Origin of the sequence: Streptomyces sp. NBC_00986, assembly GCF_045162565.1 — a bacterium.
Lineage (GTDB): Bacteria > Actinomycetota > Actinomycetes > Streptomycetales > Streptomycetaceae > Streptomyces.
The window spans coordinates 7,261,169-7,281,018 of record NZ_CP108733.1; the positions used below are offsets into that span (position 1 = coordinate 7,261,169).

At 70.6% G+C, this 19,850-nt stretch carries 17 protein-coding genes and 1 tRNA gene; 15 read left to right on the forward strand and 3 right to left on the reverse strand.

Annotation, left to right across the window (positions count from 1 at the left end; all coding sequences use genetic code 11):
- The first annotated feature begins 40 nt into the window (after nucleotides 1–40).
- The 9 genes from OG504_RS32425 (at nucleotide 41) to OG504_RS32465 (ending at nucleotide 11,268) form a co-directional block, all read left to right on the forward strand.
- Nucleotides 41–958 carry a carbohydrate ABC transporter permease gene (locus OG504_RS32425; protein WP_405992962.1) on the forward strand — a complete coding sequence of 306 codons (918 nt, stop codon included), beginning with the start codon at nucleotides 41–43 and terminating at the stop codon, nucleotides 956–958.
- The gene (locus OG504_RS32430; RefSeq protein WP_405992963.1) at nucleotides 955–1,818 is read left to right on the forward strand and encodes a carbohydrate ABC transporter permease; all 864 of its coding nucleotides are present in this window, start codon (nucleotides 955–957) and stop codon (nucleotides 1,816–1,818) included. Before OG504_RS32425 ends, OG504_RS32430 begins: the two co-directional genes overlap by 4 nt.
- 1 nt (nucleotide 1,819) lies before the next feature.
- Nucleotides 1,820–3,442, forward strand: coding sequence for a beta-N-acetylhexosaminidase (locus OG504_RS32435; protein ID WP_405992964.1), 1,623 nt, complete (start codon nucleotides 1,820–1,822; stop codon nucleotides 3,440–3,442).
- A 234-nt stretch (nucleotides 3,443–3,676) separates the two neighbouring features.
- Nucleotides 3,677–4,570 carry a xanthine dehydrogenase family protein subunit M gene (locus OG504_RS32440; protein WP_019056386.1) on the forward strand — a complete coding sequence of 298 codons (894 nt, stop codon included), beginning with the start codon at nucleotides 3,677–3,679 and terminating at the stop codon, nucleotides 4,568–4,570.
- The gene (locus OG504_RS32445; protein ID WP_405992965.1) at nucleotides 4,567–6,210 is read left to right on the forward strand and encodes a 2Fe-2S iron-sulfur cluster-binding protein; all 1,644 of its coding nucleotides are present in this window, start codon (nucleotides 4,567–4,569) and stop codon (nucleotides 6,208–6,210) included. Before OG504_RS32440 ends, OG504_RS32445 begins: the two co-directional genes overlap by 4 nt.
- Nucleotides 6,207–8,537, forward strand: a complete 2,331-nt coding sequence (locus OG504_RS32450) for a xanthine dehydrogenase family protein molybdopterin-binding subunit (protein WP_405992966.1) — start codon at nucleotides 6,207–6,209, stop codon at nucleotides 8,535–8,537. The genes OG504_RS32445 and OG504_RS32450 overlap by 4 nt, the downstream gene beginning before the upstream one ends.
- A 17-nt stretch (nucleotides 8,538–8,554) precedes the next feature.
- Nucleotides 8,555–9,085, forward strand: a complete 531-nt coding sequence (locus tag OG504_RS32455) for an AAA family ATPase (RefSeq protein WP_405996488.1) — start codon at nucleotides 8,555–8,557, stop codon at nucleotides 9,083–9,085.
- Between the two features lie 166 nt (nucleotides 9,086–9,251).
- Nucleotides 9,252–10,427, forward strand: a complete 1,176-nt coding sequence (locus OG504_RS32460; protein WP_405992967.1) for an SUKH-4 family immunity protein — start codon at nucleotides 9,252–9,254, stop codon at nucleotides 10,425–10,427.
- A gap of 121 nt (nucleotides 10,428–10,548) precedes the next feature.
- On the forward strand, nucleotides 10,549–11,268 hold the full coding sequence (locus OG504_RS32465; RefSeq protein WP_405992968.1) for a DinB family protein: 720 nt from the start codon (nucleotides 10,549–10,551) through the stop codon (nucleotides 11,266–11,268).
- Nucleotides 11,269–11,337: 69 nt separating this feature from the next.
- On the opposite strand, the gene OG504_RS32470 is transcribed toward OG504_RS32465, so the two are convergent.
- The gene (locus tag OG504_RS32470) at nucleotides 11,338–11,871 is read right to left on the reverse strand and encodes a DUF4328 domain-containing protein (RefSeq protein WP_405992969.1); all 534 of its coding nucleotides are present in this window, start codon (nucleotides 11,869–11,871) and stop codon (nucleotides 11,338–11,340) included.
- A 278-nt stretch (nucleotides 11,872–12,149) separates the two neighbouring features.
- Entirely contained in the window at nucleotides 12,150–12,527 is a 378-nt protein-coding gene (locus OG504_RS32475) for an antibiotic biosynthesis monooxygenase family protein (RefSeq protein ID WP_405996489.1), read from the reverse strand.
- A gap of 391 nt (nucleotides 12,528–12,918) precedes the next feature.
- Here OG504_RS32475 and OG504_RS32480 point away from each other — a divergent pair, with 391 nt between their 5' ends.
- Nucleotides 12,919–13,608, forward strand: coding sequence for an HAD family hydrolase (locus OG504_RS32480; protein WP_405992970.1), 690 nt, complete (start codon nucleotides 12,919–12,921; stop codon nucleotides 13,606–13,608).
- Between the two features lie 499 nt (nucleotides 13,609–14,107).
- Here OG504_RS32480 and OG504_RS32485 read toward each other — a convergent pair.
- Nucleotides 14,108–14,182, reverse strand: a tRNA-Cys gene (locus OG504_RS32485).
- 208 nt (nucleotides 14,183–14,390) lie between these two features.
- On the opposite strand from OG504_RS32485, the gene OG504_RS32490 reads away from it, so the two are divergent.
- The 5 genes from OG504_RS32490 (at nucleotide 14,391) to OG504_RS32510 (ending at nucleotide 19,795) form a co-directional block, all read left to right on the forward strand.
- Nucleotides 14,391–15,848: an MFS transporter gene (locus tag OG504_RS32490; protein WP_405992971.1), complete on the forward strand. Its 1,458-nt coding sequence runs from the start codon at nucleotides 14,391–14,393 to the stop codon at nucleotides 15,846–15,848.
- 241 nt (nucleotides 15,849–16,089) lie between these two features.
- The gene (locus OG504_RS32495; protein WP_405992972.1) at nucleotides 16,090–16,335 is read left to right on the forward strand and encodes a hypothetical protein; all 246 of its coding nucleotides are present in this window, start codon (nucleotides 16,090–16,092) and stop codon (nucleotides 16,333–16,335) included.
- A complete protein-coding gene (locus OG504_RS32500) occupies nucleotides 16,332–16,751 on the forward strand; it encodes a type II toxin-antitoxin system death-on-curing family toxin (protein WP_405992973.1) in 420 nt (139 codons plus the stop codon). Before OG504_RS32495 ends, OG504_RS32500 begins: the two co-directional genes overlap by 4 nt.
- Nucleotides 16,752–17,000: 249 nt before the next feature.
- Nucleotides 17,001–18,800 carry a DEAD/DEAH box helicase gene (locus OG504_RS32505; RefSeq protein ID WP_033286019.1) on the forward strand — a complete coding sequence of 600 codons (1,800 nt, stop codon included), beginning with the start codon at nucleotides 17,001–17,003 and terminating at the stop codon, nucleotides 18,798–18,800.
- 353 nt (nucleotides 18,801–19,153) lie between these two features.
- On the forward strand, nucleotides 19,154–19,795 hold the full coding sequence (locus OG504_RS32510) for an IclR family transcriptional regulator (RefSeq protein ID WP_405992974.1): 642 nt from the start codon (nucleotides 19,154–19,156) through the stop codon (nucleotides 19,793–19,795).
- Nucleotides 19,796–19,850: the final 55 nt, after the last annotated feature.

The following is a 19,850-nucleotide window of genomic DNA, read 5'->3' on the forward strand; positions in this document are numbered from 1 at the left end:
GGTGGCGCCCAATAGCTCGGTTGTTGTGGAGCGTTCGCGGGTGCGGGGCCGTCGTGGCTTGTCGCGCAGTTCCCCGCGCCCCCAAGGAGGTTGGGGTGTGCCCTGGTTGTATCTGGCCCCGGCTCTCGTCGTTCTGGGTGGGCTGCTCGTTTACCCCATCTATCAGCTTGGGTTGATCTCGTTCTTCCAGTACACGCAGGCGCAGGTCAGTGGTGGGGAGCCGACGACCTTTGAGGGGTTCGGGAACTACTCGGCGTTGTTCTCGGACAGTCAGTTCTGGCAAGTGCTGGTGGCCACCGTGTTGTTCGCGGGGGCGTGTGTGGTGTCGACGTTGGCCGTTGGGTGTGCGCTTGCGGTGTTGCTCACGCGGGTGCGGGCCTTGCCGCGGCTGGTGTTGATGCTCGCCGCGCTCGGAGCGTGGGCGACTCCGGCGGTCACTGGGTCGACCGTCTGGTTGCTGCTCTTCGACCCTGACTTCGGGCCGGTGAATCGCATCCTCGGCCTCGGGGATCACTCCTGGACCTACGGGCGGCTGAGTGCGTTCTTCCTCGTCCTGCTCGAAGTGGTGTGGTGCTCCTTCCCGTTCGTGATGGTGACCGTCTACGCCGGGATTCGTGCCGTGCCCTCCGAGGTGCTGGAGGCCGCCGCTCTGGACGGGGCCTCGCAGTGGCGGATCTGGCGGTCCGTCCTCACGCCGATGCTGCGGCCGATCCTGACCGTCGTCACCATTCAGTCCGTCATCTGGGACTTCAAGGTCTTCACCCAGATCTACGTCATGACCAACGGCGGCGGCATCGCGGGGCAGAACCTCGTGCTGAACGTGTACGCCTATCAACAGGCGTTCGCGTCCTCGAAGTACAGCCTCGGCTCGGCGATCGGTGTCGTCATGCTGCTGATGCTGCTCGCCGTCACGCTGGTCTATCTGCGGCTGCTGCGCAGGCAGGGGGAGGAACTGTGAGTCCGCTTCGCGGTCTTGACGGCTTTGTACGACGACCCCGGCGGCCCTGGCGGCTCGCTGCCGAGGCCTCGGCGCTGCTGATCGCGGTCGTCGTCGCCTTCCCCCTCTATTGGATGGTGCTCAGCGCCTTCAAACCGGCCGGGGAGATCGAGTCGAGCGAGCCCCGGCCGTGGACGCTCGCGCCCTCTCTGGACTCGTTCCGGCGGGTGTTCGGGCAGCAGGAATTCGGCCGTTACTTCGTCAACAGCCTTGTCGTGGCGTGCTCGGTGGTCATCGTCTCCGCGTTGATCGCCTTTCTCGCCGCGACCGCGGTGACGCGATTCCGGTTCCGCTTCCGGACCACCCTCCTGATCATGTTCCTGGTGGCCCAGATGGTGCCCGTGGAAGCGCTGACGATCCCCCTGTTCTTCACCATGCGGGGGCTCGGGCTGCTGAACACCCTGGGGTCGCTGATCCTGCCTCAGATCGCGTTCTCGCTGCCGTTCGCGATCTGGATGCTGCGGGGGTTCGTGAAAGCGGTGCCGGACGCGCTGGAGGAGGCCGCGTACATCGACGGGGCGAGCCGGTCGCGATTCCTGTGGCAGATCCTTTTCCCGCTCGTCTTCCCGGGGCTGGTGGCCACGAGCGTGTTTTCCTTCATCTCGGCCTGGAACGACTTCCTCTTCGCCAAGTCCTTCATCATCAGCGACACTTCCCAGTCGACCCTGCCGATGGCCCTCCTCGTCTTCTACAAGCCGGACGATCCCGACTGGGGCGGGGTCATGGCGGCCTCCACGGTGATGACGATTCCGGTGCTGGTGTTCTTCGTACTCGTACAGCGACGTCTGGTCTCGGGGCTGGGCGGAGCGGTTAAGGACTGACGTGACCGATCTGATTCCGCTGCCCCGGTACGCCCATACCTACCGGGGGCACTTCGAACTCGGGCCCGACACACGCCTGGTGGCGGGCGAGGACGCCGGCGCGAGCGAGCGCTGGCTGCGCGGCACGCTCGGCGCGGCCACCGGCTTTCCGCTCGCCCCGGGGGACTCACCCGAGAACGGCATCCAGCTGTACATCCACCCCATGGTGACCAAGGACCTCGGCCCGGAGGGCTACCGCCTGATGGTCCAGCCCCACACCGTGCACGTGGTCGGCGGCGGCCCCGCGGGTCTCTTCTGGGGCGCCCAGACGCTACGTCAACTGCTGGGCCCGGACGCCTTTCGTCGCGCCCCGCTGCCCGGCCGGGAATGGCGGCTGCCCCTGACCCACGTCCAGGACTCCCCCCGTTTCCCCTGGCGCGGCCTCATGCTCGACGTGGCCCGGCACTTCATGCCCAAGGAAGGCGTCCTGCGCTACCTGGATCTCATGGCGGCGCACAAACTCAACGTCTTCCACTTCCACTTGACGGACGACCAGGGCTGGCGGGTGGAGATCGAGCGGTACCCGAGGCTCACCGAGATCGGGTCCTGGCGGGCGCGCACGAAATTCGGCCACCGTGCCTCACCGCTGTGGGACGACAAGCCCCACGGCGGCTACTACACGCAGGACGACATCCGCGAGATCGTCGCGTACGCCGCCGAGCGGCATATCACCGTGGTCCCGGAAATCGACGTACCGGGACACTCGCAGGCCGCCATCGCCGCGTATCCGGAACTCGGCAACACCGACGTCATCGACACCAACTCCCTCTCCGTCTGGGACAACTGGGGGATCAACCCCAACGTACTGGCCCCCACTGACAACACCCTGCGGTTCTACGAGGGGGTGTTCGAGGAACTCCTGGAGCTGTTCCCCTCGGAGTTCATTCACGTCGGCGGCGACGAATGCCTCAAGGACCAGTGGAAGCAGTCGGCGACCGCGCAGGCGCGCATCGCGGAACTCGGGCTCGCGGACGAGGACGAGTTGCAGTCGTGGTTCATCGGACACTTCGACAAGTGGCTCTCCGCGCGCGGGAGAAGGCTCGTCGGGTGGGACGAGATCCTGGAGGGCGGGCTCGCGGACGGGGCGGTCGTGTCGTCCTGGCGTGGGTACGAGGGCGGGATCACCGCCGCCCGCGCGGGGCACGACGTCGTCATGTGCCCTGAACAGCACGTGTACTTGGACTGGCGGCAGGCCCCCGGCGAGGACGAGCCCGTGCCGATCGCCCATGTGCGCACCCTGGAGGACGTCTACCGCTTCGAGCCGGTTCCCGAGCAGCTCGGCGAGGCCGAGGCCCGTCATGTGCTGGGCACGCAGGCCAACGTGTGGACCGAGGTGATGGAGGACCACGCACGCGTGGACTACCAGACGTTCCCCCGGCTCGCGGCCTTCGCGGAGGTCGCCTGGAGTGCCCTTCCGGCGCCCGCGGAACGGGACTTCGCCGACTTCGAGCGCCGGATGACCGCCCACTACCCGCGCCTCGACGCCCTGGGTGTCGCCTACCGTCCGCCCACGGGACCACTGCCGTGGCAGCGGCGCCCCGGCGTGCTCGGACGACCCAAGGACGGCCCGCCCCCGAACGCATAGAACCCGTAAGGGAGAAAGCCCTCAGGAGTCACCGTTGAGTGGCAATCCGCGCGTACCGGTGATGCCGTACGAAAACGGACCATCTCCCGGATGAGACGGGCGAATGCCTCCTAGCGGACCCCCGCGCTCGGGTCTTGCGAAGATGTGCCAGAGTTGCCACGTCCGCCCTGTCAGCACGTACCGTACGGCAGCAACAGGTGGGACCAGGTGGGGCAGCGGGAAGGGGCAGCCGGTTTGACCACGCACGCACCGCAGGCGGGGCAGTCCGTCACGCTGCCCACAACGCTGGACGAGGCCGTGGCAGCGCTCACGGCCCTGCCCACCGCCGTCCCGGTGGCCGGTGGCACCGACCTCATGGCGGCCGTCAACTCGGGCCAGCTGAGGCCCAGCGCGCTGGTCGGTCTGGGCCGGATCAGCGAGATCCGCGGCTGGCAGTACCAGGACGGGCACGCGCTGCTCGGCGCGGGCCTCACGCATGCCCGCATGGGCCGCCCCGACTTCGCCGCGCTCATCCCGGCGCTCGCCGCCTCCGCGCGTGCCGCGGGCCCGCCGCAGATCCGCAACGCGGGCACCCTGGGCGGCAACATCGCCTCGGCCGCGCCCACCGGTGACGCGCTGCCCGTACTGGCCGCCCTGGAGGCGACGCTGATCATCGCGGGCCAGGACGGAGCCCGCCGGGAGATCCCGGTGTCGCACCTCCTGGCCGGCGTGGAGATGCTGCGCGGCGGCGAACTCATCGGCTTCGTGCGCGTGCCGCTGCTGCACGCCCCGCAGGTCTTCCTGAAGGCCACCGGCAGGACCGGCCCCGGGCGCTCGGTCGCGTCCGTCGCGGTCGTCCTCGACCCCGCCCGGCGCGGGGTCAGGTGCGCCGTCGGAGCCATAGCGCCGATGCCGCTGAGACCGCTGGACGCCGAACAGTGGGTGGCCCGGCTGATCGACTGGGACAACAGCCGCACGATCGTCCCCGAGGCCCTGAGCGCCTTCGGGGAGTACGTCGCCGCGGCCTGCATCCCCGACCCGGTACCGGCCGAGGACGGCTCCGTGGAACAGCTTCCGCCCGCGGTACTGCACCTGCGGCGCACCGTCGCCGCACTGGCCCGACGAGCACTCGGGAGGGCGCTGTCGTGACCGACGACCAGCACGGAGAGGGCACACCTCAGGGCGGCGGACGCTGGGACCCGCTGCCCCAGGGCGACTACGACGACGGCGCCACGGCCTTCGTGAAACTCCCCGAAGGGGGCATCGACGCCCTCCTGGCCGCCCCGGGGCACGGCTATGTGCCGCCGCCCATAGAGGCCGCCCCGGACGCGGACCCGTCGTCGACCGGCTCCTGGGCGGTATCCGCCGAGGGTGTCCGGTGGCCCGACCCGAACGCCGTACCGCAGCAGGGGACGGCCGGGAGCGACCAGTTCTCGTACCACCCCGGATCCACCGGCCAGTGGACCTTCCAGGACACCAACGCCCCGGACGCGGGCGCTGCTCCCGGCCGCGATGTGACCGGCGAGTGGTCGATCCCCGTCGCCGGGGGTGATCTCCCGGACGAATCGGGCGAGTTCACCACCTCGGCCCTGGTCGAGCAGTGGGGCGGCACCCCGCCGGCCACCCTCCCCGGCGGCGCGCCCGCGCCCTGGGCGACGGACGGCGCGGGCCAGAACTGGGCGCAGCAGGCGTCGGACACCGGAGTGGTCGAGCGGCCGGGCGAGCACACCGACGGACGCGGCCTGGAACACCCGGCCGACCGGTCCGGCACGCACCCGACCGGCGAGGTGTCCGCGCAGGCCGCCACCCGCCCGCCCGCCGAGGCGACCCGGCAGCCCTACGGCGAGCCCGGCGACCCGTACGCGCACACCCGTTCCGAGGCCCCCGGCGACCCCTACGGCGACGCGCGCGCCGACCGCCACGACGACAGTGCCGCCGAACTCGCCGCGACCGACGCACAGTCGGCGCACGGGAACGATGGGGCGAGCGCCGACGGGGAGGGCGCCGAGGAAGCCGCTGAAGGGCCCGCTGAGGCGTCCGCGGCGGTCGACGCGGTCGAGGGTGCCGACGACGCTCCGGATGCCGCTGAGGCGCCCGTGACGGCCGTCGAACCCGACGCGCCGGACGAGGCCGCCGAACCGGCCCCGAAGATCCCCGGCGAGGAACACCCGCTCGCCTCCTACGTGTTGCGCGTCAACGGCGCCGACCGGCCCGTCACCGACGCCTGGATCGGCGAGTCGCTGCTCTACGTGCTGCGCGAACGCCTCGGCCTCGCCGGCGCCAAGGACGGCTGCTCACAGGGCGAGTGCGGGGCCTGCAACGTCCAGGTCGACGGACGGCTCGTCGCCTCCTGCCTGGTGCCCGCCGTGACCGCCGCCGGCTCCGAGGTCCGTACCGTCGAGGGTCTTGCCGTCGAGGGACAGCCCTCCGACGTGCAGCGGGCGCTCGCCAAGTGCGGTGCCGTGCAGTGCGGTTTCTGCGTGCCCGGCATGGCGATGACCGTGCACGACCTCCTGGAGGGCAACCCCGCGCCCACCGAACTGGAGGCGCGCCAGGCCCTGTGCGGCAACCTGTGCCGCTGCTCCGGCTACCGGGGTGTCCTGGACGCCGTCCAGGAAGTCGTCGCCGAACGCGAGGCGCACGCCGCTGCCGCCGAACCTGAGTCGGACGGCGACGAGGCGCGTATTCCCCACCAGGCGGGTCCCGGGGGCGGTGGCGTCCACCAGTCGGCGTTCGAGTCCCCGCGCACGCAGGACCAGGTGTACGGCCAGGACGGAGGTCAGGCGTGAGCAACGAAGCCGCCACCGCGACCACGGAGGCCGCGCCCGCCCCGGAGCTGCCGGGCCACGGCCTGGGCGCCTCGCTCCCGGCCGCCGACGCCCGCGCCAAGACCGAGGGCACCTTCCCGTACGCGGCCGACCTGTGGGCCGAGGGCCTGCTCTGGGCGGCCGTCCTGCGCTCACCGCACCCGCACGCGCGCATCGTCTCCGTCGACACGTCCCACGCGCGGGACATGCCCGGCGTCCGGGCCGTCATCACCCACGAGGACGTCCCGGGCCGGGACCGCTACGGCCGGGGCACCGCCGACCGCCCGGTGTTCGCCTCCGAGGTCGTGCGCCACCACGGGGAGCCCATCGCCGCGGTCGCCGCCGACCACCCTGACACCGCGCGGATGGCCGCCGCGGCCATCATGGTCGAGTACGAGGTACTCGACCCGGTGACCGATCCCGAGCAGGCCTTCGAGGCCGAGCCGCTGCACCCCGACGGCAACCTGATCCGGCACATCCCGCTGCGCCACGGCGACCCGGACGCGACCGCCGACATCGTGGTCGAGGGCCTGTACCGCATCGGCCGCCAGGACCCCGCCCCCATCGGCGCCGAGGCCGGTCTCGCCGTGCCCCGCCCCGACGGCGGCGTCGAGCTCTACATCGCCTCCACGGACCCGCACAACGACCGCGACACGGCCGCCGCCTGCTTCGGCCTGGACTCCGACCGCGTGAAGGTCGTCGTCACCGGCGTCCCCGGAGCCACCGCCGACCGCGAGGACCAGGGCTTCCAACTCCCGCTCGGACTGCTCGCGTTGAAGACCGGCTGCCCGGTCAAACTCACCGCCACGCGCGAGGAGTCCTTCCTCGGCCACACCCACCGCCACCCCACGCTCCTGCGCTACCGCCACCACGCGGACGAGGACGGCAGGCTGGTCAAGGTCGAGGCCCAGGTGCTGCTCGACGCGGGCGCCTACGCCGACACCTCCTCGGAGGCCCTGGCCGCCGCCGTCTCCTTCGCCTGCGGCCCGTACGTCGTCCCGAACGCCTTCATCGAGGGCTGGGCCGTGCGCACCAACAACCCGCCCTCCGGGCACGTGCGGGGCGAGGGCGCCATGCAGGTCTGCGCCGCCTACGAGGCGCAGATGGACAAGCTCGCCAAGAAGCTCGCCATGGACCCGGCCGAGCTGCGCCTGCGCAACGCCATGGCCACCGGGGACGTCCTTCCCACCGGCCAGACGGTGACCTGCCCGGCGCCGGTCGCCGAACTCCTCCAGGCCGTACGGGACTTCCCGCTGCCGCAGCTCCCCAAGGACACCCCCGAGGACGAGTGGCTGCTGCCCGGTGGCCCCGAGGGCGCGGGCGAACCGGGCGCGGTGCGCCGGGGCGTCGGCTACGGCCTCGGCATGGTGCACATGCTCGGCGCCGAGGGCGCGGACGAGGTCTCCACGGCCACCGTGAAGGTCCACGACGGCATCGCGACCGTGCTCTGCGCCGCCGTCGAGACCGGCCAGGGCTTCACCACCCTCGCCCGGCAGATCGTCCAGGAGACCCTCGGCATCGACGAGGTGCACGTCGCCCCTGTGGACACCGATCAGCCGCCCGCCGGCCCTGGTTGCCGAGGACGTCATACCTGGGTCTCGGGCGGCGCGGTCGAACGGGCCGCGAAAATGGTCCGTACCCAGCTACTCCAGCCCCTGGCGCACAAGTTCGGGATGTCGACCGAGCTGCTCCAGATCACCGACGGCAAGATCACCTCGTACGACGGCGTCCTCTCGACGACCGTCACCGAGGCCCTGGACGGCAAGGAACTGTGGGCCACCGCCCAGTGCCGCCCGCACCCGACCGAGCCCCTGGACGAGGCGGGCCAGGGCGACGCCTTCGTAGGGCTCGCCTTCTGCGCGATCCGCGCGGTCGTCGACGTCGACATCGAACTCGGCTCCGTACGGGTCGTCGAGCTGGCCCTCGCCCAGGACGTGGGCCGGATCCTGAACCCGACCCAGCTGGTCGCCCGTATCGAGGGCGGTGTCACCCAGGGCGTCGGCATCGCGCTGACGGAGAACCTGCGCACCGCGCGCGGGTTGATCCGCCACCCCGACCTCACCGGCTACGCCCTGCCCACCGCCCTGGACACCCCCGACATCCGCATCGTGAAACTCGTCGAGGAACGCGACGTGGTCGCCCCCTTCGGGGCGAAGGCGGTCAGCGCGGTACCGGTGGTCACGTCCCCGGCGGCGATCGCGTCCGCGGTGCGCGCCGCGACGGGCCGCCCGGTGAACCGCCTGCCGATCCGCCCCCAGGCTGCGGTGGTGACGGCGACGGCCGAGCAGTACGGCCAGTACGGCCACTGAACGGCCGGCGCGTGACGGTGTTCGAGGGGGTCGTCCTCATCACCGGCGTGATGGCCTCCGGCAAGTCGACGGTCGCGCAGGCGCTGGCGGAGCGGTTGCCCAGGGCGGCGCATGTCCGGGGTGACGTCTTCCGGCGGATGATCGTGTCGGGGCGCGAGGGGTACGTCCCCGGTGCGGGCGGCGACGGGGAGTCCCAACTCCGGTTGCGGTACCGCCTGTCGGCGGCGACGGCGGACGCTTACGCGGAGGCCGGGTTCACGGCGGTCGTCCAGGACGTGGTGCTGGGCGCGGAGTTGCCGGCGTACGTCGACCTGATCCGCACCCGCCCCCTGCACGTGATCGTCCTCGCACCGACCCCGGCGACCGTGACGGCACGGGAGACGGGCCGGGCGAAGACGGGATACGGCGCGTGGACGGTCGAGGAGCTGGACCGCGCGCTGCGGACGGAGACCCCGCGCATCGGCCTGTGGCTGGACAACTCCCGCCTGACGGTGGGAGAGACGGTGGACGCGATCATCGAGGGACGGGAACGTTCACGGGTGGGTTGAGCGTCTGATGAGGTGAGGACGTCTCGGACGTTTCGCGTCCTCCGGGCCCTGTGAGGCGTTCTCGCTGGTCAGGGCCATTGTCAGTGGTGCCGCGTAGTGTTCTGGGCAGTGGGGACGACAGCGGGACAGCGGTGCCACACGGGGAAGATTCATGCACGGGGGAACAATGAGCAGGACCGACGCCGGTTCCACGGCGACCATGATCACTTTGACCGAGGACGACCTCGATCCGTACATCACGCACGAGTCGACGCGCCGCTGGCTGACGGGTCCCGGACTGCCGGGCGACAGCGGCCTGTTGACGTTCGAGGAGCTGCGCAGGGAGGGCCTGCGGACGGTGGCGGACTCGTTGGGCGACGCCGCCCCGCTGGCGGCGGAGCTCCGGGACCAGCTGGTGATAGGCGCGCTCTGGGGACCCGACGGCGGGGAGGCGGAGTCGATCCTGCTGGACGGCGAGACGGGCGAGATCGCGACGACGTACTTCTTCCAGGACCGCCCGGACCTGATGGAGTCCGGCCCGCTGGCCCCGTCGATCGAAACGCTGACCCGCTTCACGACGACCACGGACGAACTGACGGACCTGCGCGGTCAGTTCGCGTCCTACGAGGGCCGTCACGGCACGAAGACAGCGGCGGAAGCCTCGCGCCAACTCCTCGCGGTGTTCGAGTCGGGGACTGACGGCCAGGTGCCCCCGTTCTGGAAGGCGGCGGCACTGATCCGCCCGCTCGCCCTGGTGGCGGGTCCGGGCACGACGTCAGGGCTGACGCTGGACATCCCGGCCCGCCTGCTGGACCAGGAGTTCGGCCAGGGCACGGTCGCCCGCTTCGAGGAGGTCGACTTCCCCGCCACCCTCACCCACGAACCGACCCGCCGCTTCCTGCGCGAGACCGGCCTGCCCGAGGACGCGTTCCTCTTCCAACTCGACACGGACGTCCCGCTCCCCACCCTCACCGAGTTCTACGAGGACGAGCCGGCCGAGGAACTCCCGCCCCGTGCCGACCAGTTGATCCGCCTCGGCTACCTCATGGAGGACAACAGCCTGGTGGTGGACGGCGCGACGGGCGAGATCCTGACGTGGAGCGAGCCGGAAGCGACGCTGGCTCCGATCAACACGGACGTCTCGACCCTGGCCTTCACGCTCTGGCTGCTCCACCGCGAGAAGGCGATAGACGCGGACCTCTCGGGCGAGCTGACGGCGGAGGCGTACGACCAGTTGGCGACGACGATGCTCCAGACGCTGTCGACGGTGGACCCGACGGTGGCGGGTCGCCGGGCGGCCGACCGCGATCACCCGCACTACTGGACGGAGGCGTTCCAGGACGAGGCGGGCGGGGTGCTGTGACGCGAGCGTAGGCGGCCGAGGAATTCGTTCGCGCCGGGTGGGCCGAGCCGTTACGGTCCGCCTGACCGCACCGCGGTGAGTGGGGGCGGGGTGCGAGACGGCACGGGCGAGGGGACCACACATGGAGACCGAGCGCATACGGACCGACCGACTGGGCCTGCTCCTGGAGCAGTTCGACAAGGCCCGGGAGATGGCCCAGGTCCGGCTGAAGGGCCTCGGCGACGAGGAGTACCGCTGGGAGCCGGCACCCGACTGCTGGTCACTCCGACGCCGGAGCGAGGCGGTGACACCGAGGGCGTTCGGACCGGGGGAGTGGGTCCTCGACCTGGGCGCGGCGGACATCCCGGCGAGCGAGTACACGGAGGTCGCCCGCCAGGCCGCCGACGGCATGACCGTCGCCAAGATCGCCGACGACTGGAGCGTGAGCGTCGAGCGGGTCGAGCAGATCCTCGCCCACGAGGGCGAGCCGGAGCCCGACACGACCCCGATCACGACCATCGCGTGGCGCCTGGGGCACCTGCACTTCCAGTTCGCGGGGGCGTGGGAGTGGACGTTCGGTGAGCGCCGCCAGGACCCCAAGCAAATGGTCGACTTCAGCCCCTCGGCGGCCCTGACCCTGGACCGCTTCTGGCCGGTGATCGACCGCTGGCGAGCAGCCGTAGCCACGGCCACGGAGGACCAGCTGGACGTGGTCGGGTTCTCCCAGTACCCGTACGGGTCCGACCCGGACGACCCGTATGTCGCCGTACTGGCGGGGGCGAACCTGGAGTTCATTCACCACATGGCGGAGATCGCGCTGTTGCGGGATCTGTGGCGGGCGCGGGGTGCGAGTGAGGGCTAAGTCCGAGGCGCCTTGGGGGAGTTCAGGCGCCTTGAGGTAGTTCAACCGAGGGAAGGGAAGGGCGGCACCTCAGGCCTGGGCGAGGGGCTCGGCGGGAACGGTGGTGCTGAGTGCGGCGTTCTGCAGAGCCGTGATGCGCTCGATCACGAGCCCCGCCAGTACGGCCGCCGCGATCATGAGTGCCTCCTCCACCACCAGGAAGGCCATCGAGCCCGGGGCCACCCGGCTCGCGACCGTGAGCACCAGCGCGTGCCCGACCCAGGCGGCCCACCAAGCGTTCACCAGGGCCGTGTCCCGCTTCTCCGCCCAGGACGCGGAGCTCGCGCGCCCGATGGCGAGGACGATCCCGCGAGGGACAACGAGGTTGACCAACGGAACGAACCACATGCCGACTGTCCGGCCCCGGCTCGGAACCGAGGCCTCGGGCGTCAACTCCTGCGCATTGCGCCGGGATTGGGTGAGCCATACGAGGAACAGCACGATCGCGAGAGTCGTCAGATAGACGAAGACCATGGAGATGAGGCCCGACTCGGATGTATCCGAGTGGTGCAGGTATTGATCCCGGACCGCCGCCGCACGGAACACGTCCGCCACAGCGGACACGGCTATCGCCACCTGTGCGGAACGGACAAGGATCCGGGGAGCTCTGCGGGCGGTACTCGTCATCGACTTCGGCCTGTCTCGGAGGCGGGTGCGGCCGCGGCGGACACCGGGGCTGAGTGATCATAGGGTCCGATCGCCGCACGCGCGTACGATTTCCGGGTCCTTGGCCTCGGCGGGTTCTCCCTTGGCGGCGAAGTCCCTCCGTCCGGGGATCCTCGCGGCACGCGGCGCACGGCACGGCAGCGCTGTCGGGGCCATCGGCCGGTGACTTCGGCCGGTCAGCCGGCCGTCGGGCTCCGCGGATCCCGCGCCCGCACGAACCCGTGACTCCGCTCCACCTTCGCCACATGCGGCGTGCAGCTCTCGTACCACTGTGCTTGCCCGCGCTTCTGCGCCACACGGTGCTCGTGCTCGGCGTTGGTCCGCCACTCCGTGAGGGCGTCGGCGTCGCGGAAGTACCCGACGGCGATGCCCAGCCCGCCCGGAGTCTGAGTGTGGTCCATCCCCAGGTACCCGGGGATGTCCTTGACCAGCTCCTCCATGCGCGCGTCGGTCTCGCCGTAGCCGCTCGGGCCCTGGGTTCGCACCGTGGTGAACACAGCTGCGTAGTACGGGGGTTCATAGGCCTCGACGGGCGTGATCCGGTTTCTGGTCAGGACAGTGGGTCCTGAGTGCTGACCCGGCTCTCCTCGGGGCGCATGCTCGGCAGCCTCCACGGCTCCAGCACGCCACTGACCAGATCGGCCAAGAACTGGACCGCCCCGCCCGCGTAGTGCCACCACCCGCCGTTCCGGGAGGCGACGGTGCACGTTCACTCCCGGGGACCGGCCGGGCCTGTCCTCCAAAGGAAGATGTCGCCCTCGTTGGAAGTAGCCCAGGGCGGCAGCCCATCTGCGGCCGGATGCGGCAGCGACCCAGGAGCGGGGCGTGTTGGTGTGATTCACGCCCCTGCAGCAAGGTGAATTGGCCCCACTTCGATCGTGTGGTTCCGCTTCTTGATCGTCTTGGGCTTGCGGCCGGCTCGTCGGCGCCGCCAGGATCGGCCGCATGATCAAGGGTGTGATGTTCGACTTCTCCGGGACGCTCTTCCGGATCGAATCGGCCGCGCAGTGGTTGCGCGGGGTGGCAACGAAGGCCGGTCTGGACGTGCCCGAGGGTGAACTCGACGCGTGCGTCAGCCGGCTGGAAGAGTTCGGGGCTCAGCCCGGAGGGGTTCCTCCGCGCACAGTGCCGCCCCATCTGGAGGCGCTGTGGCGGGAGCGCGATCTGACCGCCGAACGACACCGGGCTGCCTTCACAGCCCTTGCCCGGGAAGCGAAACTGCCTGCGGCTGACCTGGCCGAGGCCCTGTATGAACGTTCCCAAATGCCCGGGGCATGGCTGCCTTATCCCGACACCGAGGAAACCCTCCGCGCCCTGCGCGGGCGAGGTATCCCGGTCGCTGTCGTCAGCAACATCGGCTGGGACATGCGCCCTGTCTTCCGCGACCACGGTGTCGATGACCTCGTGGACGCCTACTTCCTCTCCTTCGAGCGCGGGGTGAAGAAGCCCGATCCCCGGATCTTCCAGATGGCGTGCGACGAGCTCGGTGTGGCGCCCGACGACGCACTCATGGTGGGAGACGAGCCTGTTGCGGACGTCGGAGCCGCCACGCTGGGATGCCGGGTCCACCTAGTCGATCCCCTGCCCGTTGACCAGCGTCCCGGCGCGCTGGCCGAGGTGCTCCAACTCCTCTGACGTGGCCCGACAGGGGCGACTTTCGGCGCGATGTCGAGGGCCCGGCGACCGAACGGCGTCCAGTCCCCGGGCTCGATACCGCGCAAGCGGACCCGCTTACCAGTCCGGAACGAAAGAAGCGGTTGAGAGCAGGCACGTCACATGCGGTGAAGTCACCATCCATGCCGCTCTCGGTCATCCAGTTGTGGAGAGCGACACCAGCGAACTTGCACGCGTTGATGGTCTTGCGCTGGAACGGCCGTCCGTACCTGTTGGTGATCGTGCTCAGGTGGAGGTCGAGTTCATCGAGCATGGCCGTGCGCGCATCCGTGGCTGAGCATCCGTCGATCACTCTCAGCGGTGCCACGTGCTGGCACAGTGGCTCCCTCTGCGCCATGTGGCGCTCTGGAGCCAGGCAGTCGGCAGTGGACCAAGCGACTGACCTAGCCCTGTCTGGTGGGGGAGTCCCAGACGTTGGAAGCACTCCGCAACGTGTGAACGTACAGGTCATCCATAAAGGTGGAGGCCGTGGCGGGAATCGAACCCGCGTAACTCGCTTTGCAGGCGAGTCCCTGAACCACTCGGGCACACGGCCGTGTTTGGTGAGTTGACCGTAGGGCCGGGGGAGGGGCCCGGACAAGGGGGCCCGGGGTGGTGCAACGGGACTGCCATACGCCGTTCACGAATGGGAGAGCGCCCCCGGGGAGTCACCCCTGGTACCTCTGGTCGTACGACCAAGGTCTCAGCCCTCGACCGTCCTCCGACAGGGGTCAACCCGGCCCGTGGACCTTACGCTGTCGGGCATGACCGCCCTTGAACCTCGTGACGCCGCCGTCACGAACACCGCCTCCGACCTGGCCGACGAGTGTCGTGACTCCGTGTTGGGGCGGTCGCATAGGGCGCTCAGTGTCGGGATCGTGTCCGTTGTTCTGCTGATCGCCTTTGAGGCGACGGCAGTTGGGACGGCGATGCCGGTTGCCGCTCGGGAACTGGGCGGGGTGTCGTTGTACGCGTTCGCGTTCTCCGGGTACTTCACCACCAGTCTCTTCGGGATGGTGTTCGCCGGGCAGTGGTCGGACCGGCGGGGGCCGCTCGGGGCGTTGACCAGTGGGATCGGGGCTTTCGCCGCCGGGTTGGTGGTGGCGGGGACCGCTCAGGTCATGTGGGTGTTCATTCTCGGGCGGGCCGTGCAGGGACTGGGGGGCGGGCTCGTCATCGTCGCTCTGTATGTCGTCGTCGGGCGGGCTTACCCGGAGCGGTTGCGGCCCGCCATCATGGCCGCGTTCGCCGCGAGTTGGGTCGTGCCGTCCGTCGTCGGGCCGCTCGCCTCCGGTGCGGTGACCGAGCATCTGGGGTGGCGGTGGGTGTTCCTCGGGATTCCGGTGCTTGTCGTCTTTCCGCTCGCCCTCGCCCTTCCTCAGATACGGCGGCGGGCGGCCGGGCCCGTGAGCAATGCCGGTGAGCCGTCCGCCTCCTTCGACCGGCGTCGTATTCGGCTTGCCCTCGGGATCTCGGTCGGCGCCGGGCTCTTCCAATACGCCGCTCAGGACGTGCGGTGGTTCTCCCTTCTCCCCGCTGCCGCCGGCGTCGCGCTGCTCGTGCCCGCCGTGCTCGGGTTGTTGCCGCGCGGGACGTACCGGGCGGCGCGTGGGCTGCCCTCCGTCGTGTTGTTGCGTGGGGTGGCCGCCGGGTCGTTCATCTCGGCGGAGTCCTTCGTGCCGTTGATGCTCGTCACGCAACGGGGGCTGTCGCCGACCCTGGCCGGGTTCTCGCTCGCGGCGGGCGGCGGGACGTGGGCGCTCGGGTCCTGGGTGCAGTCCCGGGCGCGGGTCGAACCGTACCGGGAACGGCTGATGACGTTCGGGATGGTGCTGGTGGCCGCCGCCATCGCCGGGGCGCCGAGCGTCCTCATCCATGCCGTGCCCGTGTGGATCGTCGCCGTCGCGTGGGGGTTCGGGTGTTTCGGGATGGGGCTGGTGATCTCCTCCACCAGCGTGCTGCTCCTCCAGTTGTCCGCGCCGGAGGAGGCGGGTTCCAACTCCGCCGCGCTGCAGATCTCTGACGGGCTGTCCAATGTCGTGCTGCTCTCCGTCGGCGGGGCCGCGTTCGGGGCGCTGGGCGGTGGCACGGTGGGGCATGTCGTCGGGTCGGCGGGCGGCGGGGGTCATCCGGGGGCGTTCGCCGCGGTGTTTCTGCCGATGGCGGGCGTGGCGTTGGCGGGGGCGTGGGTGAGCACGCGGGTGCGGACGGAATCGCGGTGACGTCGGGTGGCGTCGCGTGGTGCCGCTCGGTGCCGTTGAAGGACGGCTGGACTGAATCTGCGGTTCACGGACGAGGAGCTCGACGCCCCTGCGCGACGGCTCCCTCGGTGGGCGGCGGCGCCCATCCAGGGGCGTCGATGACCACCCGGGTACGGGGCAACAGCGAGGAGCAGTGAGGCGTGGAGCAGAACTCCGGCGATATTCCGTCGCCCGCCGGTGATCGCCCCCCTACCCTCACCCCATGCACCAGCCGACCTCCCAACCTCAACCTCAACCGCACCACCCCCACCCACACCCCCACCTAAATCTCGCCCCCACCCTCCGCCAGGCCCTCGACGACCTCGCCGACGCCACCGGCCGGTCGCCGGAGGACCTCGTGCGGGACGCCGTAGGCAGGTATCTGGATGAGGAGGGTGCGCCGGTGCGGGCGGCTGCTGAACGGCTTGCCGTCGCGCACGCCGGTCTGTTGAGGAGGCTCGGCGAATGACGCACGGCTACGGCTCCAGCGACGCCGGCCGTCGTCACCTCACCGTCGGCGAAGTGACCGACGTCGCGCGGATCGCCTTCGGCGGCCGGGCGCCCGAGGTGCGTGAGCCGGGGCTGTTCGCCTCGGCGGTGCATCGGCCGCGGGCTCGTATGTTCGGTACGGCGGCCTATACGGATCTGTACGAGCAGGCCGCCGCCCTTCTCCACGCCCTCGCCACGAACCACCCCCTCGTCGACGGCAACAAGCGCACCGCGTGGCTCGCCGCCGCGGTCTTCCTCGCCGTGAACGGGGTCGATCTCGCCGGCGTGGACCAGGACAGTGCGTACGACCTGGTCATCGACGTGGCCTCGGGGGCGGAGGGGGACGTAGAGGCGATCGCGGAGGTGCTGCGGGGTCTCGCCGGGCAACCGGTGTGACCTCGGTCCCATCCCCCGCCACCCTGGCGCAGTCCGCACGGAGACGCCCCGGCCCGGGGGCGGAGGGGGACGTAGAAGCGATCGCGGAGGTGCTGCGGGGCCTCGCCGGGCAACCGGTGTGACCTCGGTCCCATCCCCCGCCACCCCGGCGCAGTCCGCACGGCGACACCCCCGGCCCGCCGGTAGGGTGGCCCGGTTGTCATACGTAGCCGACGTGACCGAGCCGCCCTACTCCCGAACCCGGAGACCGTGACTACCACCGCCGCCTCCTCCGCCAGCTCCCACCACCTCTCTCCCGCCTTTCCCGGCCGCGCCCCCTGGGGCACCGCCGGCAAGCTGCGTGCCTGGCAGCAGGGGGCGATGGAGAGGTATGTCCAGGAGCAGCCGCGGGACTTCCTCGCGGTCGCGACCCCCGGTGCCGGCAAGACGACCTTCGCGCTCACCCTCGCCTCCTGGCTGCTGCACCACCATGTCGTGCAGCAGGTGACCGTGGTCGCGCCGACCGAGCACCTGAAGAAGCAGTGGGCGGAGGCGGCCGCGCGGATAGGGATCAAGCTGGATCCCGAGTACAGCGCCGGGCCGCTCGGCAAGGACTACCAAGGTGTCGCCGTCACCTATGCCGGTGTCGGCGTACGGCCGATGCTGCACCGCAACCGTGTCGAGCAGCGCAAGACCCTCGTCATCCTCGACGAGATCCACCACGCCGGTGACTCGAAGTCGTGGGGCGAGGCCTGCCTCGAGGCCTTCGAACCGGCCACCCGGCGGCTCGCGCTCACCGGTACGCCGTTCCGGTCCGACACCAATCCCATTCCCTTCGTCACGTATGAGGAAGGGAACGACGGGATTCGGCGGTCCTCCGCCGACTACACCTACGGCTACGGCTCCGCGCTCAGCGACGGGGTCGTGCGGCCCGTCATCTTCCTCTCCTACAGCGGCAACATGCGCTGGCGGACGAAGGCCGGTGACGAGATCGCCGCGCGGCTCGGCGAGCCGATGACGAAGGACGCGATCAGCCAGGCCTGGCGTACGGCGCTGGACGCGCGCGGTGAGTGGATGCCGAGCGTGCTGCGCGCCGCCGACCAGCGGCTGACCGAGGTCAGGAAGGGCATCCCGGACGCCGGTGCCCTCGTCATCGCCACCGACCAGGACTCGGCGCGCGCCTACGCCAAGCTGATCCGCGAGATCACCGGCAGCAAGGCGACCGTCGTGCTGTCGGACGACACCGGTGCCTCCAAGCGCATCGACGACTTCGCCGCGAGCAACGACCGGTGGATGGTCGCCGTGCGGATGGTGTCGGAGGGCGTCGACGTGCCTCGGCTCGCCGTCGGGGTGTACGCCACCACCATCTCCACCCCCCTCTTCTTCGCCCAGGCCGTCGGCCGCTTCGTGCGGTCCCGGCGGCGCGGCGAGACCGCCTCCGTGTTCCTGCCGACCGTCCCCGACCTCCTCACCTTCGCCAACGAGATGGAGGTCGAGCGCGACCACGCCCTCGACAAGCCGAAGAAGGAGGGCGAGGAGGACCCGTACGCCGAGTCCGAGAAGGAGATGGAGGAGGCGAACAAGGAGCAGGACGAGGACACCGGCGAGCAGGAGCAGTTCTCCTTCGAGGCCCTGGAGTCCGAGGCCGTCTTCGACCGCGTGCTCTACGACGGCGCCGAGTTCGGCATGCAGGCGCACCCGGGGAGCGAGGAGGAGCAGGACTACCTCGGCATCCCCGGACTCCTCGAACCCGACCAGGTGCAGATGCTGCTCCAGAAGCGGCAGGCCCGGCAGATCGCGCACAGCCGCAAGAAGCCGGACGAGGAAGCCGACCTGCTGGAACTGCCCGCCGAGCGGCGGCCCGTCGTCTCCCACAAGGAGATGATGGAGCTGCGGAAGTCGCTCAACACCATGGTCTCCGCGTACGTCCACCAGACGGGCAAACCGCACGGCGTCATCCACACCGAGCTGCGCCGCACCTGCGGCGGCCCGCCGAGCGCCGAGGCCACGGCCGGTCAGCTGCGGCAGCGCATCGCGAAGGTCCAGGAGTGGGCCACGCGCATGAAGTGATCGCAGCAGGTCACCCTGGCGGTCATCTCTCCAAACGATCCGCACATCTGTGCGGAATCTGCGCAGGCGCGATCCACAGGTCAGGACATATCGACATGAAGGGAACCGGTCCGTACCAGTCGGTGCCCGGATTCTGGACGGAGACTTCCGCTCAGCGAACCGCCTTCGCTAGTGTCCCGCTACGCACACGCCCCGTGGCAGCGCCGCCGCGGAGCGCAGCCGTGAAGCGACTGGGCCCGGACACGCCGGGCCGCCTCGCCGATCGGCGGCCTCTGAAGCGCGTCACTGACGGGACTCGGTGACGCATCCGTCGCTAAGGAGCCGCCGACCTCACCACTTAAGGAGTGGGCGTCGTGACCGCGGAGACCTCCCAGACGCTCGACCGGGGACTGCGCGTCCTCAAACTGCTGGCCGATACGGACCACGGGCTGACCGTCACCGAACTGTCCAACAAACTGGGCGTCAACCGGACCGTCGTGTACCGGTTGCTGGCCACCCTCGAACAGCACGCACTCGTACGCCGTGATCTCGGCGGCCGGGCCCGCGTCGGGCTCGGCGTGCTGCGGCTCGGCCGCCAGGTGCATCCCCTGGTACGGGAGGCGGCGCTCCCCGCGCTGCGCTCGCTGGCCGAGGACATCGGGGCGACCGCCCACCTCACCCTGGTCGACGGGGCGGACGCCCTCGCCGTCGCGGTGGTCGAGCCGACCTGGACCGACTACCACGTGGCCTACCGCGCCGGCTTCCGTCACCCCCTGGACCGGGGTGCCGCGGGCCGCGCGATCCTCGCCGCCCGGCACCAGGCCGAGGACGAACCCGGATACACCCTGACGCACGGCGAGTTGGAGGCCGGGGCGAGCGGCGCCGCGGCTCCGCTGCTGGGCGTCACGGGGGTCGAGGGCAGCGTCGGCGTCGTGATGCTGGCCGACGCGGTGCCCGAGCGGGTCGGCCCGCGGGTCGTGGACGCGGCGCGCGAGGTCGCGGAAGCGCTGCGCTGAGGCCGTTGATGGGTGCGGGGTGACCGGCGCCCGGCCGGAAGTGGCCGTCGCGTTA

Excerpts from the sequence above, each read along its gene's own strand:
- OG504_RS32495 (WP_405992972.1), top strand. The coding sequence starts at position 16,090 with ATGCACCAGCCGACCTCCCAACCTCAACCTCAACCGCACCACCCCCAC.
- OG504_RS32480 (WP_405992970.1), top strand. The coding sequence starts at position 12,919 with ATGATCAAGGGTGTGATGTTCGACTTCTCCGGGACGCTCTTCCGGATC.
- OG504_RS32465 (WP_405992968.1), top strand. The coding sequence starts at position 10,549 with ATGGAGACCGAGCGCATACGGACCGACCGACTGGGCCTGCTCCTGGAG.
- OG504_RS32500 (WP_405992973.1), top strand. The coding sequence starts at position 16,332 with ATGACGCACGGCTACGGCTCCAGCGACGCCGGCCGTCGTCACCTCACC.
- OG504_RS32490 (WP_405992971.1), top strand. The coding sequence starts at position 14,391 with ATGACCGCCCTTGAACCTCGTGACGCCGCCGTCACGAACACCGCCTCC.
- OG504_RS32460 (WP_405992967.1), top strand. The coding sequence starts at position 9,252 with ATGAGCAGGACCGACGCCGGTTCCACGGCGACCATGATCACTTTGACC.